This is a genomic window from Variovorax glucosi (assembly GCF_051216695.1).
Taxonomy (GTDB): Bacteria; Pseudomonadota; Gammaproteobacteria; order Burkholderiales; family Burkholderiaceae_C; genus Variovorax.
In genome coordinates this window covers 31,455-46,410 of record NZ_JBPJZE010000005.1, presented here as the reverse complement: position 1 = coordinate 46,410, position 14,956 = coordinate 31,455, and the positions used below count along the sequence as shown (strand labels likewise).

Here is a 14,956-nt window from a genome sequence, read left to right as displayed (position 1 = left end):
CATGCGCCTGTTCATTGCGGAGAAGCCGTCTGTGGCAAAAGCGATTGCAGCCGAGCTGGGCATCACCGGACGGGGAGAGGGCTACATCGACTGTGGCGCGTCGCGCGTGACCTGGTGCTTTGGGCACATGCTTGAGCAGGCCGAGCCCGATGCTTACCTGTCTGCGGATGTGCCGGCCAGTGTGGTCACGGGCAAGAAGCTTTGGCGGTCCGAAGACCTGCCGATCATTCCCAAAGATTGGCAGCTCCGCCCACGTGCCGATGCCAAGGCGCAACTTGCGGTTATCGGGCGGTTGCTAAAAGGCGCCAGCGAGATCGTCCACGCCGGCGATCCGGACCGGGAAGGGCAACTGTTGGTCGACGAGGTGTTGGAACATTTCGGTTGCCGGCTACCGGTTCAGCGGTTCTGGGTTTCGGCGCAGGACGCCGTGTCCGTGCAGCGCGGACTCCAATCGCTCAGGGATAACGCGCAGTTTGCGGGCTTCGGCGCCGCGGCCCAGCAGCGCAGCCGGGCGGACTGGCTCATTGGTATGAACCTGAGCCGGGCCTATACCTTGCGCGCTCGGCGCGGTGGATCGCAGGCGCTGCTGACCATCGGCCGCGTGCAGACGCCGACACTGGGTCTGGTGGTGGCGCGGGATCGCGAGATCGAGGGCTTCAAGCCCAAGGCATTTCACACGCTCACAGCGCAGATCCAACATGCGAATGGCAGCTTTCGCGCGGCGTGGCGGCCCACGGAAGACCAGGCCGGGCTGGATGCAGAGGGCCGCCTGATTGACACCGAAGTGGCGATCGCGCTCGGGCATGCGGTCGTCGGACGCGCCGGCACCGTCGCTTCCTACGAGCAATCAACACAGCAGGAAGCCCATCCCAAGGCACTGGCGTTGTCCGATGTCACTCTTTTGGCGTCCAACAGATTTGGGTACAGCGCTGAGACGGTGCTCAAGGTCTGCCAGTCACTCTATGAGACGCACAAGCTCACCAGCTATCCGCGAACCGACTGCGGCTACCTGCCGGAATCGCAGCATGCCGATGCCCCGCGGATCTTGTCCGCATTGCGCAAAGTCCACCCCGAGCTGGGTCCGCAAATCGACGGTGCGGATCCCCATATCCGATCAGCGACATGGAACGACAAGAAGATCACGGCGCATCACGGAATCATCCCGACACTGCACGAAGGCAGTGTCAATGCGCTGACGGTGGAGGCGCGGCAGATCTACCAGCTGATCGTGCGGGCATATCTGGCGCAGTTCTATCCGCTGCACGAGTATTTGGGGACAAAGGTCGAGGTGCGGGTGGCTGAGGACACGTTCGCGGCCGCCGGCCGCGTCGTGACCCAGGTCGGGTGGAAGACGTTGTACGCGGGCGAAGCCGTGGTTCATGAGAATGAAGCGAAGGGTGCGGCGGCACACGATGAGCTTGACGACGACGCTCAGCACCTGCCCGCCATGCGGCGGGGCGACCGCGCCGCGTGCGTTCGCCTTGACCGCAAGGATGTGACGACGAAGCCGCCGGCACGTTTCACCGAAGGCACGCTGGGCAAGGCCATGGAGAACATCCACCGCTTTGTCACCGACCCGGCGCACCGCAAGATGCTACGGGAGGGCGACGGCATCGGCACCTCGGCCACACGGGCGTCCATCGTGTCGGAGCTGCGCCGGCGGAATTTTCTGGAAGCCAAAGGCAAGTACATCTGCAGCACGGCGCTTGGCCGCAGCCTGATCGACGCCTTGCCCGAGGTGGTCCGCAACCCGCTCCTGACGGCGATCTATGAGCGGATGCTCAAGGACATCGAGTTGGGGCAGGGCGATCCTCAGGCCTTTCTTGCCAAGCAGGAGCATTTCATCCGCGATCAGGTGGCAAGGGCCAACGACGGCGCGGTGACGATGGCCGGCGCTGGCGCCGTGCCATGCCCTCAGTGCGGCAAGACCTTGCGAAGGATTCAAGGCGCTAATGGGTTTTTCTGGTCATGCATCGACCGCGACGCCTGCAAGCACACCATGCCCGACAAGGCAGGCAAGCCGGTCGCGAAGATGCAGGCGGCCGTGTCGGCTGTGCACCAGTGCCAAGGCTGCGGCCACGGCCTGGTTCAACGCACCGCACCGAAAAAGCCCAGAGAGAAAGTCGCACGGCGCTGGTGGGGGTGCAGCGGCTTTCCGACCTGCAAGCAGGCCTATGGCGATGCCGACGGCCAGCCTGACTACGGCAGCGGGAAGGCGGCGGCATAGCCGCTGAACGCTTCGACTCTGCGCATTGCTTTGCGCTCAACATTTTCTTTTCTCCTTCTCTTCCTATGCCTTCAGGTGGCAAACCGCTGATGACCAAACCAACCCTCGACCTCGCCTCTGATAACGCCCGCGCCGCGTTGCGAGACAAGCTCTATGACGCTGCTGTGCCCGGCTTCGCCGCTGAGTTAGATCCCGACGAAGCGCAACGGGCCGGTGCGTTCGTTGAGGACGCGCTGAGCGAGGCCGATGCTGTCGAAAGCGCGACCGACCTCGAGGGTGCCTGGGCTTTCCACGCCAGGCAAGGAGCGTGAACGATGGTCCGAGCAAAACAGAAAAGCGAGCAGCCCAAGAAGCCGTTTCACGAGCTCGTTGCTGAGAAGCTGATCGAACAGTTGAAACAGGGCACCGCACCCTGGCAACGGCCTTGGGAACCCGGGCGAGCTGCAGCCGCCTTCCCGATGAATCCGACGACGGGCCATCGCTACAAGGGCATCAATGCGATTTTCCTGATGGCGCAGGGCCACGACGATTTGCGCTGGTTGACCTATCGGCAGGCCGAGGCCATCGGCGCCCAGGTGCGCAAGGGCGAGCGCGGCACGCCGATCCAGTATTGGAAGTTCGAGGACAAACAGCCCAAACGCGATGCGCAGGGCCGACCTATGCACAACGCACAGGGTGAGCCAGAAATGCTGCGGGTGAAGCTCGAGCGGCCGCGGGTGTTCCATGCCACGGTGTTCAACGCCGCGCAGATCGACGGCCTGCTGCCAGTGCAGCAGTTGGAGGCCACCGAGCCACGCTGGAATGCTGTTGAGCGTGCGGAAGCCATCCTAGCGGCCTCCGGCGCCACGATTCGGCACGAGAACGGCAACCGCGCTTTTTACCGGACGACCACCGACACCATTCACCTGCCGCAGCCGGGTCAATTTTCGAGCGCCGACAACTACTACGCCACGGCGCTGCACGAACTTGGTCACTGGACGGGACACACCTCACGAATGGGGCGTGATCTATCCCATCCGTTTGGCAGCGAGGCGTATGCCAAAGAGGAACTCCGTGCCGAGATCGCCAGCATGATCCTTGGCGACGAATTGGGCATTGGCCACGACCCGGGCCAGCATGCCGCATATGTGAAGTCATGGATTCAGGTGCTCGAAAACGATCCGTTGGAGATCGTGCGCGCAGCCGCCGATGCAGAGAAGATACAGAGGTTCGTCATGTCGTTCGAGCAGGTTCACCAGCAGGTCAGCGCGCAGCAAATCGAAGTCGGCGCAACGCCTGCCCAAAGTCCGGACGACGTCCACGTCGTCATGCGCTCAGAACTGTTTGCCGATGACGCAGACGGGCTAGGCCAGTCGTTGCAGACCTCGGCGGATGAAAGTCAAGATGCGCTCTCACTTGCGAACAAGCCATTTGTCCGAAGCGCCGAGGACGAGAAATCCACCTACCTGAACGTTTCCTACACAGACAAGAACGAAGCCAAGGCGTTGGGTGCGAAGTGGGACCGCCAGGCGCAAGCCTGGTTCGTACCCGCTGGACTCGAAGTGGCGCCTTTTGCTCAATGGGTTTCTATACCGCTTGAACCGGTTTTGCAGAAGCTTCAAGAACCGATGCCAGCGGACGCGACGCTTTCCGAGCTGCGTGGACGGGAAGCCCGGCAGTACCTCGCGGTGCCCTATGAAGATCGTGAGGCAGCGAAGGCCGCTGGTGCCGTGTGGGACAAGGTACTGAAATCCTGGTACGTCGGTCCGCAAGCCGATCCCACACCGCTGAAACGCTGGGCTCCGAATGCGCTTCCCGCCGAGCAGGAGCCAGCCATGCATCCGCGCGAAGAGTTTGCGCAGGTCATGCGCGAGTATGGTCTGTTGGTCGAAGGCGAACATCCCATCATGGATGGCACCAAGCATCGCGTGCCAGTCGTGGGCGGCAAACAGGGTGCTGTCGACGGTTTCTATGTGCTCTTCGGCGATGGTCATCCGGCAGGCCGGATCATCAACCACAAGACCGGCGTAGACGAGAAGTGGAAGAGCAAGGGTTACGCGCTTTCTGCCGCGCAAAAGGCCGCCTTGCAGGCCAAGGCCGCTGCCAACTTGGCCGAACGCGCTGTGACGTTGGCCGTCCAGCATGAGCAAGCCGCAGCTCGCTTGGCAGCGCAGCTCGACGCCCTGCAGCCTTTGTCGAAACAAACACCGTACCTAAATGCCAAAGGCGTCAAGGTCCATGCCGGTGCCTTCACCGATTTTGAGCAGAAGACCACCTTCATTCCTGCGATCGATGCCGACAACAAGCTTTGGTCGATGCAGTACATCCAAGAGGACGGCACGAAGCGCTTTGCCAAGGACGGCCGCAAGGAGGGTTGCTTCCATGCGGTGGGTGGGCTCGATGCGCTGGCCAGTGCGCCTGCCATCGTGATCGGGGAGGGCTACGCAACGGCGGCGACGTTGTCCGAGGCCTTGGGGTTTGCGACGGTGGCTGCGTTTGACTCAGGCAACCTGACAGCTGTAGCTAATGCGCTGAAGGCCAGGTTTCCTGACAAGCCCATGGTCATCGCTGGAGACGACGATCAACACCTGTTGGAAACCTTGGGCAAGAATCCAGGGCGCGAGAAGATGGAGCAGGCAGCCCTGGCAGTCGGCGCAGTGAGCTTCCTGCCGATCTTTGCGCCTGGTGAGCGGGAAGCCCAACCGAAGGCTTTCACAGACTTCAACGACCTTGCGACGAAAAGCGTGCTCGGACACGGAGGGGTCGAGCGTCAGGTGCGATTCGCGGTCCAGGCCGCCATGGACAAACATGCGATTGGCACTCAGGTGCGAGAGGAGCAGCGACTGGTGCAAACACAGTTACCGCGGCGGGGCCTGCGACCGTGACGCAACCAACTTGGTCACCTGCTGGCCGAGCTCGTACGAATCCTTCTGGCAGGTCGAAGCGATCCATTTCTCAAGCCCGCCATCTTTAGTGCACAAGGCCGTCCGTTTAAGAATTGGTGGCTTAGTTCCATGTTGTCAGTGCAGTGCGAACTGATTCGCGCGCAAGGCGGAATTGATAGCGAGCGTGCGCTGCTGGTCAGGATTGATCACCTCTGGTGGCTGCCACTACCAGTTTGAGTAACGCGACTCGATCGACCTTCGCTCGTTGATCAGTCGGCCGCAGTACACACTGCCATCGAAAAATTCAGTGTGTTGCGACGCTGTTGCTGTCGCTCGATTTCGAGCGCCTTGAACTTGTTCGACCTGCTGTGCAAGAGGCACGTCCGCGACAGATTCCATGCGATCGATGAGCGCGTTGTGCTGATTGCAATGCGCGCTCGACCAGAACGTTGACCCGTTGTAGGCCTTGCAAAGGTACAGGGTTGTTGTCCCACCGATACGGGGCCCAACACACGCATGGCGGGCCAGCATTCTTAAGTCATACAGGTGTGATCCCGGAACGGCGCTGCAATGCGACCGGACGGCCAAAGCGTGATCGAGGAACTCTTCACGCAGGCTCAGCTGCCGTTTGCTTGCGCGTCTTCGCCCGCACTTGAGCAGACCTTCCGAAGGACTAGGTGATCGGCAAACATCTGAACAAGTGCATGCGGAAATTGAGAGGTTGATGAGCGTTGATTGCAAAGAAAATCACAACTGCAGCAATGAGTTATGCCCGTTGCTATACTAAGGTCACCCAGCGGAGTTTGCAATCATGAATATTGTCGACCGTATCAAGCGCTCAGTGTCCAATCGCAGCACCGACGTGTTTCTACGCGCAGAATTTGAGGGCTTCGGAAGCCCGGCACAAGTGGGCCGCGCGCTTGCTGAACTGCAGAGCAAGGGCTCACTGGTCAAACTCGGCGTCGGTGTGTACGCCAAGGCAAAGCCAAGCGTTCTGTCCGGCAAACCAATTCCCGTGAAGCCGTTGGAGATCTTGGCGCCTGAGATCTTGAAAAAGTTCGGCGTGACTGCAGGGGAATCGCGCCTTACGCGGGAATACAACTCAGGCCGCAGCACCCAGATTCCTGCGGGCGTTGTGTTGAACATCGGCAAACGGCGCTTTCAGCGCAAGCTGGGTTTCAACGGCAAGATCGTTGAATATGAACGCGCATGAGAGTACTGACCAAGGATCGTCTCGATCTCATCGAAGCATTGGATGCCGAGGCAGATCTTGGAGGGGTCACTACCGCACTTTTGGAAAAAGACGAGCATTTAACCGACGCGCTCCGAGCGGTGTTCGCGCTGGAGTTCGAGTGCGTAGAACTGATTTTTTGTGGCGGGACAAGCTTATCCAAGGCGCATGGCCTGATAGAGCGGATGTCTGAAGATGCGGACCTCAAGATGGTCTTGACGGGGGCCGGCCGAATGCTGAGTCGTACGAAACTTCGGCGCTATCTCGGAGAAGAGGTCCGGGTTCGAGTGGGTCATGCACTTTCAGCGCTGGGTCTGGTCGAAGAGGTTGAGAAAGCAGCGAGCCTGAACGAACACCACTACATGCACAGTCAGTGGATGTACCAGCGCAGCTATCCACTGAGCGAAGGCTTGCGTCCTAACCTACAGCTCGAGTTGACTCTGCGCCTGCCAGTGCTTCCGGTGAAAGACACGTCACTGTCCGCCCTGGCCGATCGACTGGCCATGCGACCAGGCTCAAGTTTTATGGTGCCGACGCTCTCTGTCGCCGAAACCCAGGCGGAAAAAGTGCTCTCTTTCATCCGCCGTTTTGCACAGCACCGCTCGGGGCAAGTGCGGCAACCGTGGGATACCGCGCTCGTGCGCCACATCTACGATGTGCACTGCATCTTTGCGCATGCGCCTGAGCTTGTGAATATCAGTGCGCTGGCCTTCGGTAAGTTGATGTGGGGCGACGTCGCAGAGTTCGGGAGGCAGCAGCCGCACTTCGCCAAACAACCACTGGACGTGTTGGAGCGCGCGCTCAAGCAAGTGAGTTCGGACAGGCTATGTCGGGTCGACTACCAGCAGAACTTGCTACCGCTTGTTTACGGCAACTTGAAGCCCTCATTCGACGAGGCTTTTGCGTCGTTTCAGACGGTGGCTCGCATGTTGCTCGACGCTGCAACGGTTCAGCCAGCGGACCAGATTTGCGTTCGGACAAGCAAGTCAGACTGACAAGCGCGCGTTTATTCAGCGACGCACGCATGACGTGAATACAAGTGATAGCGAAGCCAGGCTGTAGCGGTACGTCACGGCTCGACACCCATGAATAGATCCACCGACGCCACCGAGTTCCAGGCCGCAATCTAGTCGGGACGACATCGACACCGTTCGGGCTCCAGACCGAAGTAAGAGCAAGTCATGCAGCTTGCCTAAATCCTGAGCGAGCGCATTCAAGCGCTCCAATGAAGTTTCCGAGAACCGGTCAAGCTCCTGAAGCCCCAGTGGACCGTTGGCTGCAACGTGCCGTGCACCGCTAGGAATTCGCTTGGGCGCCACCTACGCTTGGACTTCAGCGATCAATGCGATGACGTCGGCTGGTCGGGTTGCCCGGTCTGCTCGTTCATGGCGTGGATGATGAACTTTCGCAGACGCTCTTAGCGTCCCAAGCGAATCATTTCGCGAGGCGCAACGTCGCCGAGCAAAGGGTTGCGTGTCTTGAACCAGGCCAGGGTCTTGTCCAAGTCTCCATCCAACGCCCGTGCAACCAGATTGATTGTGTTGGCGATCTCTTCGAGGCGCTCGCGTACCTGCTCGGGCATGGCATCGTCGTAGCGCACGGACTTTGTCGACACCGAAGCCAGGTGCGACACATCCTCTTTTTTGAAGCCCAAAAGATCCGGCACCTTGCGTGGCATGAAGGCAGCACCGCGACCAAATTGGAAAAGGTCGTCGGGAACCGAATCGAACAATCCTGTCTGTGTCATTGCATAAACCTGTGCGTGCGAGAGAAGCTGGATATGCTAGCTTTGCCGTAAAGGCACTACATATCGACCATAAATGAACCGCGGTTTATGCTCGTTGAAGCCATTGATTGCGCGTACTGGGTGCGCTTTGGCCTTGCGACATAAAACTAGTCCAAGTTTTATCCGCACCCCCGTGTTGACAGTGGCGCGGCGCTGGCTGCCAGAACGAAGCATAGGTCACGGAAATCCTGGAAGTTTTTAAGTCGGCATCCCCCGACCCGAGGTCTCCCGACCTAACCTCAGCATCATGCGAAAACTCAAGTACACCCTGCTTGTCATCGGCCCTCTTGGGGCGCTGCTCACGATGCCCACCATTGAAGCGTTGAGCCGTCTTTCAGGCCTCATGTTTCTCGTGCTGTTCCTTGTGTTCTGTGTTGTCACATGGGCGGGGCTGATGATGGGCAAAACGAAGAAGGTTCAACTGGCACGAGAGCCCCAAGCGGTTCCGGGAGCAACACAGCGTGTCCCTTTGTCGAACAGGTGACAGGTCGGGCAGTGGTTCGTGTCGGCGCCGGCAGGGTTATTAAGAGGCTATTGCTTTCTGCGTAGCAAATCAGATGACTTCCGCCGGTCCAGCCACAAGCCGCTCGTACCGCTCCATGACGTCCGGCTCGACACCGAGCCAGTGGGCCACCTGCACTGGTGCTGTGCCTCTGCGCAACTGCCGGATCGCAAAGGTATGACGCAACCGGAACGACCCACCGTCGGCTGCTTCGATTCCAGCTTCCTCAAGCACCGAGCGCGCCGAGCGGTATTGCGAGTCTTTGCTCCAGGGTTTGCCAGCGCGTGTCGATGGAAAGAGGTATTCGCCTCCAATCCGCATGTCTGCACGCACCTGAAGCCAATGCTGGAGAAGTTCGCCTGCCCAAGGTGCAACCGGTGTCTCGCGCGCTGGTGAATTGCCATTCCCCTCCAGTGCCACCTTCCAGGGTCTGTCGCGTACCCGACCACCACGCACCGTTGGCGAAGTAAGCAGCATCGAGCGTACATCGCCAGGGGTCAGGCCAGCGCCTAGTTGAAGTGCAACTGCAGTCCGATTGCGTACGTCTTGCCATTTCATAGACGACTGGCTATCGCGTTGCGCCTGGGAAATTCCCGGGCGTGGTCTGGCGGCAGAGACGAAAGTGATCAGCGACTTTGCCTCGGCGATCGACAGATACTCTGGCAGTGGGTCGGTGGCAGCAGTCTCTGCATAACGCACCGTAGGATTGTCGATCAGCCAATGGGCAACGGCCATGTTTGGCGGCTCGTCCAAGACTTCTGCTTGGTATCTGAGAACTCGATCGATCAGCCGCATCAGGCGCAGCGCATGACGAGGGGATAGCGACAGATCCGAACTCTTGATTCCGAACCGCGCGGCCTGAAAGGCTTGCAGGTCCAGAGCATGGAGCGATTTCAGCGTGACTCGGGGGTTTTGTCCCAGGCACCACGCGGTGAAGGCACCCCACATGTCGCGATAAACCTGTACCGAAGTCGGTTCCCGCAGCGATCCGAGCGCCCGCCGATCGTTCACCCATCCCTCGAACGCCTCCAGATGACTTGGAGACTCGAGTTCAGCAAATAGGGGAAGAGAAGAAGCCATAATTTACACTAACGGACAACGCTTAGAAAAGTAGTTCCTCTTGCTTTTAAAAGGCTAAGTTGCAGGTCGCCAGTTCGCTGACTAAATCATACGCAAGGCGTTAGTGTAAATAAAATGATGGAAAGTTACGCAGAGCTCCGTTTACGTGATGACCATTTTTGAAGAACGGATTCGTCTAGCTACCATCGGAGTAGCTCAAATCACTGGATTTGGCTATTTGACGCCGCCGGAGCTACAGTTCTCGTACCCGAAAGGCAAGAAGGTCGCCTGCGTTAATTGCCAGTCAGCGTAAGCGGATCGGCTTGCGGCGGAGCAAGCCTTCTGCCCAACTGCTATTTTGAAAGAAATGTCCTCCCACGTGCCCAACGGTGACGGCCGGATGCCAGGACAGATGACTGGATCGAGCGAGCTCATGTCGGCAGTCCTCACTGCAGTCAAGGCGTCATACCCCACTTGCTGTTCGATGACGCTGCGCATCAATGCAGACGGAAGTCATCGCATCGCACAGCACCTCTAGCGCGCGGTCGTCGTCGTCGGCTTTGCGGGTCACCAGCGACAGCTGAACAGCCGGCGCGCCGCGGCCAAGCCTGACGATGCGCACCGGGTATATCTGGCACAGCTTCGGGTCAGCCAGCTGCACCAGTGAAACGCCTAGACCGGCACTTACCATTGAGACGATTGCCGCAACGGTGTCGAACTCGAATTCGCCGCGCTTGTCCGCGATGTGTGCATTGACGTAGCGCGCGGCCAGCGTGCCGGTGACCGTTTCCCGGTCGTAGCGGATCCACTCGTACTGCCGGAACAACGCGGCGACGCTGCTCTCTTCCGATCCGGGAGGCGCGATCAGTACCATCTCGCGGCGCAGCATCGGTTGCCAGCGCAATCTGCTTGACGCACCACGCTCGGGCTGCGCGACCAACGCTGCGTCAAGCTCCCCCGCCTTGAGCGCTGCCACCAGTCCAGTGCTGCGACCGCGAGTCGGTCGCACTTCAAGTAGCGGATAGCGGTCGCGCAGCAACCGGAGCACGCCTGGCAGCAACACCGGTTGCATCGACTCGATCATGCCGAGTCGCACGATACCTTCGATCCTCATGCCGGGGCGTTTTCTGATCGACTCGATCTCCTGAAGCGCTTCGCGCATGGCCGATGAGACGACGTGGGCGAGGGGCGTCGGCCGTACCTGCAGGCCCGAGCGGTCGAACAGCGGCTGGCCCATGTAGATCTCCAACTGCTTCATCTTCATGCTCACCGCGCTCGGGGTGAGGTCCATCTCCGCGGCGGCCGCGGCGAGCGTGCCGCCGCGCAGCACGGCGTCCAGCGTAAGAAAGGCATCCAACTTCATCAAATTTCCTGACTTAAAACACGAAAGAACATCGCTATTTTCTTTGGATCGTGCTGTCTAGACTGCGCTCATGAACAGAGACATACCCGAACACTTCGGCGCCAGCCCCAGCGCCTGGCTCGCTGCCGACGCCCAGCAAGTTGACTCCTGGGTACAGCGCCTCACGCCGGAGGCCGTGAGCGGATTGGATGCTGCACTGGCCCATGCCCGACGTACCGCCAAGCCATTCTTGGCGATGACACAAGCCGACTTCCCGCTAAATGCGGCCGCGGCTGGCGCTCTCGCACAGGCCATGGCGACGACGCAGGGCCGCTGGGGCATGTGTCTGCTCAAAGGCTTTCCGGTCGACCGCTGGAGCGAGGATGAATCCCGGCTGGCGGTTTGGGGCATGAGCCTGTACATGGGCGTGGCGCGCACTCAGAACCGCGCGAGCCAGATCATGAATGACGTCCGCAACGAAGGCGGGGACTACAAGGTCAAGGGTGGACGCGGCTACAACACGAATGCCGGACTTGACTTCCACCAGGACTCTTGCGACGTCGTCGGCCTTTTGTGCCGCCGCACAGCCAAGGCTGGTGGCACCAGCAAAGTCGTCAGTTCGATTGCGGTGATCGACGAAATGCGGCGTGTGCGGCCGGAACTGGTCGACGTGCTCAAGCAGCCGATTTACCACAGCTACCAGGGCACGCAGGATCCAAGCCAGCCGCCGTTCTACAACTGTCCGATCTTGAGCAGCGACCCGTCGCGCTTCGCGATGCGCACCAACCGCAAGAATACCGTAGCGGCCCAGCGCGACTTTCCGGAGGCCCCGCGCCTGACGCCGCCGCAAATCGATGCACTCGACCTGCTCGACGAGCTGCTTCCGGATCCGCGCTTTTGCTACACGATGTCGCTTGAACGCGGGGACATGCAATTCCTCAACAATTACGTCACCCTGCATTCGCGCACGCCGTTCGAAGACTCCGAGGAAACAGACCAGAAGCGCCACTTATTCCGTCTCTGGATGTCGATCCCGTCGTCGCAGCCCCTGCCAGTCGAGTGGGAGGAGTACTACGGCGACGTGCGCGCTGGTGCGGTGCGCGGTGGCGTGCGCGGCAGTGCCATCACGCCCGAGTTCATCGCGTACGAGCAGCGCCAGGCAGCCGCCATGGGCATGCCGCTGAGGGCCTGGCAAGCGGGTGCGGTGTCATGAACCGGCGCCAGCTTCTCGCGCTGTCGACGAACGCCGTGGCTGTCCTGTCTAGCGGCTGGATTTCACTGGGTACGGCGATGGCGCAGCCGCAGGCAACCCGATTGCTGGTCGGCGCCACGCCGGGAGGGGGCACTGACATTGTTGCGCGGGCCATTGCCCTCGAACTGGGCCAGAGGCTGGACCGGCCGTTCATCGTCGAAAACCGCCCAGGCGCGGCCGGCAACATCGCCGCACTGGCCACCACCAAGGCCGAGCCCAACGGGCTGACGCTTCTCCTGAGCTACACCAGCCACGCGATCAACGCGTCGCTGTACGACAACCTGCCGTTTGATCCGGTCAAGGACTTCACGCCGATCAGCCAGATTGCGAGTTCTCCAGCAATGTTGGTGGCCCGCCCGTTGTTCAAGGCCAACAACGTGACCGAACTCATTGCCCTGGCCAAGACTCAGCCCGGCAAGCTCAACGTGGCGATGGCGGGCATCGGTTCGGCCAACCATCTTGCGGGGGAGATGCTCAAGCGAGACGCCGGCATCGACATCGTTGGCGTGCCGTACAAGGGCACCGGCCCAGCGATCCAAGACGTCGTTGCCGGGCAGATCGACCTGGTTTTCGCAGGCGTGGCGACGGTGCAGTCGTTGATCAAGGGCGGCCGCCTCAAGGCGTTGGCCGTGACCAGCCCCCGGCGGCTTCCTGCGTACCCCGACGTTCCGGCGATCTCCGAAGTGTTGCCGGGCTACGAGTACAACTCCTGGTACGGACTGTTCGGTCCGGCGAAGATGCCGAAAGAGATGGTCGATGCGCTTGCCGGCGCTGCACGAGCCGCGCTGACCTCACCTGAGATGGCCAAGCGCCTCGCCGACGAAGGCCTGGTGCCCGTAGGCAGTACACCGGCCGAGTTCCAGAAATTCATCGCCACCGAGATCGTGCGTTGGGGCAAGGTCGTGGCGGCGACCGGGGCAAAGCCCGAATGAGCGCGCCTCGCATGGCGCTGCGCGAACGGCTCGCGCAGCCGCGCCCCCTGCTGGCGCCGGGCGTGTACGACGCCCTTACTGCGCTGCTAGCCGAGCAGGCCGGCTTCGAGGCCCTTTATCTCTCGGGCGGTGCGGTCGCCTATTCGCAGCTCGGTCGCTCGGACGTCGGACTGACTACCGCCAGCGAGACCGCCGACGTACTGGCGCGCATCACCGACCGCGTGTCGATTCCGGTGATCGTTGACGGTGACACCGGCTACGGCAACGCACTAAACGTGCAGCGCACTGTGCGCACCTTCGAGGCCGCGGGCGCGGCCATGATCCAGCTTGAGGACCAGGGCTTTCCGAAGCGCTGCGGCCACTTGGACGGCAAGACGCTGGTGCCTGTCGCCGAGATGTGCGGAAAGCTGAAGGCTGCAGTCGACGCTCGGCGATCGGACCAAACACTCATCCTGGCCCGGACCGACGCGGTAGCAGTCGAAGGACTCGAGGCGGCATTCGAGCGCGCCGAGGCTTATCGCCAGTGTGGCGTCGACGCGCTTTTCATTGAAGCTCTGCGAACCGATGCCGACATGGGCGCTGCCTGCATGCGCTTCGCGTCGCATCTGCCGATGCTGGCGAACATGATCGAAGGCGGAAAGAGCCCGGTGCAGAGTGTCGAGGATCTGGGCGCGCACGGTTTTCGGATCGTGATCTTTCCAGGAGGTACCGCACGCTTTGTGGCGGCGCAGCTGCAGCGCTACTTTGCGAGCCTGCACTCGACCGGAACGACCTTGCCGATGCAGCAGGAGATGCTCGACTTCGGCGGGCTGAACGAGGTCATCGGCACGCCGGAGCTGCTCGCTCTTGGACAGCGGTACGCGACATGAGCCCTTGAGGGCGTTATCACAGCCCGGTAATGCGACGGCGACGTCTGCCATGCTGAGTTCGTGTTGATAGTGCTTGAAGGCAGTCGTCGGAAGCATTTCGGCCGTTCAATAGACTGCCAGGGTCGCGCGCGTGCGCGTATTTACATGTTCGGGCAACGCGAGCTTTGGGCGTGCGCAGGTAGCAAACACTTAGACAGCTCATTACCTTGCTTAATGCCGCCGGACGATGTAGTCGCAAACCGCTCTTAGGTTGAAATGGCGCTCACTGTAATTACCCGCGTCGTGGACCGGGATGATTTGCGCGCTTTTTTAAGACCGCAATGCCTTCTGAAGTCACAGCTGTTACCCGAGCGGCGCCGTCGTAGCGTGGACCATCTTTGGTGAGAATCACTCCCGGGATTTCAGCTACTACCAACCCTGCAGTGTTCAATGCCAGCAAAGCATTGATCTCTTCCGTTTCCTTAAATTCCAGTGGGAGTGTTGCGTGGGCCAGCTGACCAAGTAGTTCAAAAGGCATGTTGAGATCGTTTTCAAAAACAGGTTGGAGTTGTTCTGAGCATGCTGGTACCTCCGAATGCACCGGAGTACTTGCGTTTGGATTAGCTGAAATTGCCAGCCCTTACACCTCGTATAGATGTCCCCTGATCGCATCGCCCACTGTGTCTTCGTGGCACGCCGAGCTGGCATATCGATCTGCGATTCGCGCGGCGAGCGTCACGATCTCCAGCGCGTAGTCGACCAAGTTCTGATCGAGCGGGTCGCCAGGCCGGATCAGCCCGGCGCGCTCGGCAGCTGCAGCGAAAAGCACGCGTGGCTCGTGTGTTGGGGCACCGTCGCCAGCAAGCGGGTGTGTGTCGGTGGTGCTCAAGACAATCTCCTGTGAGTGAGTTGC

At 60.5% G+C, this 14,956-nt stretch carries 13 protein-coding genes and 1 pseudogene; 9 read left to right on the top strand and 5 right to left on the bottom strand.

Annotated elements, in window-relative coordinates; all coding sequences use genetic code 11:
• Nucleotide 1: 1 nt before the first annotated feature.
• The 5 genes and pseudogenes from ACSFA3_RS21025 to ACSFA3_RS21005 all read left to right on the top strand — a co-directional run bounded on the left by ACSFA3_RS21025 (nt 2) and on the right by ACSFA3_RS21005 (nt 7,317).
• A complete protein-coding gene (locus ACSFA3_RS21025; protein WP_435507446.1) occupies nt 2-2,227 on the top strand; it encodes a DNA topoisomerase III in 2,226 nt (741 codons plus the stop codon).
• Nucleotides 2,228-2,316: 89 nt separating this feature from the next.
• The gene (locus ACSFA3_RS21020; RefSeq protein ID WP_435507445.1) at nt 2,317-2,538 is read left to right on the top strand and encodes a hypothetical protein; all 222 of its coding nucleotides are present in this window, start codon (nt 2,317-2,319) and stop codon (nt 2,536-2,538) included.
• 3 nt (nt 2,539-2,541) lie between these two features.
• Nucleotides 2,542-4,932, top strand: a pseudogene (locus ACSFA3_RS21015) (zincin-like metallopeptidase domain-containing protein); the annotation flags it as partial.
• A gap of 970 nt (nt 4,933-5,902) precedes the next feature.
• Entirely contained in the window at nt 5,903-6,304 is a 402-nt protein-coding gene (locus ACSFA3_RS21010) for a DUF6088 family protein (protein ID WP_435507444.1), read from the top strand.
• Nucleotides 6,301-7,317 carry a nucleotidyl transferase AbiEii/AbiGii toxin family protein gene (locus ACSFA3_RS21005; RefSeq protein WP_435507443.1) on the top strand — a complete coding sequence of 339 codons (1,017 nt, stop codon included), beginning with the start codon at nt 6,301-6,303 and terminating at the stop codon, nt 7,315-7,317. The genes ACSFA3_RS21010 and ACSFA3_RS21005 overlap by 4 nt, the downstream gene beginning before the upstream one ends.
• Before the next feature lie 422 nt (nt 7,318-7,739).
• Here ACSFA3_RS21005 and ACSFA3_RS21000 read toward each other — a convergent pair whose 3' ends face one another.
• Nucleotides 7,740-8,069: a hypothetical protein gene (locus ACSFA3_RS21000; RefSeq protein ID WP_435507442.1), complete on the bottom strand. Its 330-nt coding sequence runs from the start codon at nt 8,067-8,069 to the stop codon at nt 7,740-7,742.
• A 286-nt stretch (nt 8,070-8,355) separates the two neighbouring features.
• Between ACSFA3_RS21000 and ACSFA3_RS20995 the strand changes: the two genes are divergently transcribed.
• Nucleotides 8,356-8,592, top strand: coding sequence for a hypothetical protein (locus ACSFA3_RS20995; protein WP_435507441.1), 237 nt, complete (start codon nt 8,356-8,358; stop codon nt 8,590-8,592).
• 69 nt (nt 8,593-8,661) lie between these two features.
• On the opposite strand, the gene ACSFA3_RS20990 is transcribed toward ACSFA3_RS20995, so the two are convergent.
• Together ACSFA3_RS20990 and ACSFA3_RS20985 are read right to left on the bottom strand one after the other, a co-directional pair.
• The gene (locus tag ACSFA3_RS20990; RefSeq protein WP_435507440.1) at nt 8,662-9,690 is read right to left on the bottom strand and encodes a tyrosine-type recombinase/integrase; all 1,029 of its coding nucleotides are present in this window, start codon (nt 9,688-9,690) and stop codon (nt 8,662-8,664) included.
• A gap of 442 nt (nt 9,691-10,132) precedes the next feature.
• On the bottom strand, nt 10,133-11,032 hold the full coding sequence (locus ACSFA3_RS20985) for a LysR family transcriptional regulator (RefSeq protein ID WP_435507439.1): 900 nt from the start codon (nt 11,030-11,032) through the stop codon (nt 10,133-10,135).
• Between the two features lie 70 nt (nt 11,033-11,102).
• On the opposite strand from ACSFA3_RS20985, the gene ACSFA3_RS20980 reads away from it, so the two are divergent.
• Genes ACSFA3_RS20980 through ACSFA3_RS20970 form a run of 3 tightly spaced genes read left to right on the top strand, consistent with a single transcriptional unit; the run spans nt 11,103 to nt 14,064 of the window.
• Entirely contained in the window at nt 11,103-12,224 is a 1,122-nt protein-coding gene (locus tag ACSFA3_RS20980) for a TauD/TfdA family dioxygenase (protein WP_435507438.1), read from the top strand.
• Complete coding sequence (locus ACSFA3_RS20975) at nt 12,221-13,195, top strand: tripartite tricarboxylate transporter substrate binding protein (RefSeq protein WP_435507437.1); 975 nt, start codon at nt 12,221-12,223, stop codon at nt 13,193-13,195. The genes ACSFA3_RS20980 and ACSFA3_RS20975 overlap by 4 nt, the downstream gene beginning before the upstream one ends.
• The gene (locus ACSFA3_RS20970; protein WP_435507436.1) at nt 13,192-14,064 is read left to right on the top strand and encodes an isocitrate lyase/PEP mutase family protein; all 873 of its coding nucleotides are present in this window, start codon (nt 13,192-13,194) and stop codon (nt 14,062-14,064) included. Before ACSFA3_RS20975 ends, ACSFA3_RS20970 begins: the two co-directional genes overlap by 4 nt.
• Before the next feature lie 271 nt (nt 14,065-14,335).
• Here the strand turns inward: ACSFA3_RS20970 and ACSFA3_RS20965 are convergent, their stop codons facing one another.
• Both ACSFA3_RS20965 and ACSFA3_RS20960 read right to left on the bottom strand, forming a co-directional pair.
• Entirely contained in the window at nt 14,336-14,581 is a 246-nt protein-coding gene (locus ACSFA3_RS20965; protein WP_435507435.1) for a hypothetical protein, read from the bottom strand.
• Nucleotides 14,582-14,683: 102 nt separating this feature from the next.
• The gene (locus tag ACSFA3_RS20960; RefSeq protein ID WP_435507434.1) at nt 14,684-14,932 is read right to left on the bottom strand and encodes a hypothetical protein; all 249 of its coding nucleotides are present in this window, start codon (nt 14,930-14,932) and stop codon (nt 14,684-14,686) included.
• Between the last annotated feature and the right edge of the window lie 24 nt (nt 14,933-14,956).

Bases quoted from the DNA above. Each gene is read 5' to 3' on its own strand.
- ACSFA3_RS21025 (WP_435507446.1), top strand. From the start codon at position 2: ATGCGCCTGTTCATTGCGGAGAAGCCGTCTGTGGCAAAAGCGATTGCA.
- ACSFA3_RS21010 (WP_435507444.1), top strand. From the start codon at position 5,903: ATGAATATTGTCGACCGTATCAAGCGCTCAGTGTCCAATCGCAGCACC.
- ACSFA3_RS20985 (WP_435507439.1), bottom strand. From the start codon at position 11,032: ATGAAGTTGGATGCCTTTCTTACGCTGGACGCCGTGCTGCGCGGCGGC.
- ACSFA3_RS21020 (WP_435507445.1), top strand. From the start codon at position 2,317: ATGACCAAACCAACCCTCGACCTCGCCTCTGATAACGCCCGCGCCGCG.
- ACSFA3_RS20980 (WP_435507438.1), top strand. From the start codon at position 11,103: ATGAACAGAGACATACCCGAACACTTCGGCGCCAGCCCCAGCGCCTGG.
- ACSFA3_RS20990 (WP_435507440.1), bottom strand. From the start codon at position 9,690: ATGGCTTCTTCTCTTCCCCTATTTGCTGAACTCGAGTCTCCAAGTCAT.
- ACSFA3_RS21000 (WP_435507442.1), bottom strand. From the start codon at position 8,069: ATGACACAGACAGGATTGTTCGATTCGGTTCCCGACGACCTTTTCCAA.
- ACSFA3_RS20965 (WP_435507435.1), bottom strand. From the start codon at position 14,581: ATGCCTTTTGAACTACTTGGTCAGCTGGCCCACGCAACACTCCCACTG.
- ACSFA3_RS20995 (WP_435507441.1), top strand. From the start codon at position 8,356: ATGCGAAAACTCAAGTACACCCTGCTTGTCATCGGCCCTCTTGGGGCG.
- ACSFA3_RS21005 (WP_435507443.1), top strand. From the start codon at position 6,301: ATGAGAGTACTGACCAAGGATCGTCTCGATCTCATCGAAGCATTGGAT.
- ACSFA3_RS20970 (WP_435507436.1), top strand. From the start codon at position 13,192: ATGAGCGCGCCTCGCATGGCGCTGCGCGAACGGCTCGCGCAGCCGCGC.
- ACSFA3_RS20975 (WP_435507437.1), top strand. From the start codon at position 12,221: ATGAACCGGCGCCAGCTTCTCGCGCTGTCGACGAACGCCGTGGCTGTC.